The sequence below is a fragment of the Acinetobacter sp. BSP-28 genome (assembly GCF_044130285.1).
GTDB lineage: Bacteria > Pseudomonadota > Gammaproteobacteria > Pseudomonadales > Moraxellaceae > Acinetobacter.
Window position 1 is genome coordinate 1 of the sequence record NZ_JBIQOB010000076.1, and the last position, 1,118, is coordinate 1,118.

Sequence of the window (1,118 nt, forward strand, 5' to 3'; positions counted from 1 at the left end):
CAGGCAGTTGTTAATGCACTTTGTGCATTAAATGGCTGGGGTGAATATGAGGTCATGCTGGGTGAGAAGCCTAAGCCACTCAACAAAGAACAGGCAGAGCGTGATGCTCATCTTAAAAATGCCGGGGCTAACCTGACACCACAATACTTTCAGCGTGAATATGGCTTACAGGATGGTGATATTGCCGAGGTTCAGCAATTACCGGCGAATACTCAATTCTCAGCATTACCTAAAACAGCATTTAGCTTTAAGGCATCTGCCAACAAGTTATCTGCAGCACAGCAAGAAGTTGAAGAGCTGACGGATGGCCAAAGTGATTTAGAGCTTTTAAATCAGGATCAGATTAAACAATTGGTGGCTGAATCCGACAGTCCTGAAACTTTAGTTTTTAACTTGGCAAAGTTATTACCTGAGGCATCACGGACTGAATTCACTGCGAATTTAGATCAGGCTTTATATGCTGCAGATGTGTTGGGGTATGCAATGGCGAAGGATGGGCAGTGATATGAAACCTAGTGGTTGGTACATTAATGAGCATGGGGAACCTTATTTGGTTGCAAACCATTCAAAAAAGAAATGTAAGAAGGTCCTTAAGAAATTACTGAAAGCAGCAGCCAAGCCACCGAAAGGTGGTTTTTTAATAGGTATACATCATGCAACCAGTCACATTCCTTGAGGCATTGGAATTCGCTCACAGCAAAAAGATTGTTTTACCTGATGAATTTTATTCAATGGACCTTAAGACCCGGCAGATGGCAACTACGGTTAGCTTTTTGTCGAGTCTTGAGCAGATTGAGACCGTCATCAAGGCCGTGAATAAATCTATTGCAGATGGTGGGACATTTAACGACTTCCAAAAGCTAATTGCTGAATCTGAAATCATTCTGCCAAAGCATTACCTGGACAATGTATTCCGTACCAATATCCAGAATGCTTATGGCCATGGACGATGGCAACAGCAACAGCGGAATAAGGCTAAACGACCGTATCTGATGTATTCGGCTATCAATGATAGTCGTGTACGTCCTGCACATTTAGCTTTGAATCGAATTGTCTTACCGATTGATCATCCGTTTTGGCTGACACATTACCCGCCGCTGGGATTCCGTTGCCGGTGC

General features: G+C 43.3%; 2 protein-coding genes. Both read left to right on the forward strand.

All coding sequences use genetic code 11. The features are described 5' to 3' along the window. A partial coding sequence (locus tag ACE01R_RS17800) for a DUF935 family protein (RefSeq protein ID WP_395552806.1) occupies positions 1-504 on the forward strand: 504 nt, incomplete at its 5' end. A 149-nt stretch (positions 505-653) separates the two neighbouring features. Beyond that, on the forward strand, positions 654-1,118 hold a 465-nt coding region (locus ACE01R_RS17805), incomplete at its 3' end, for a phage minor head protein (protein ID WP_395552807.1).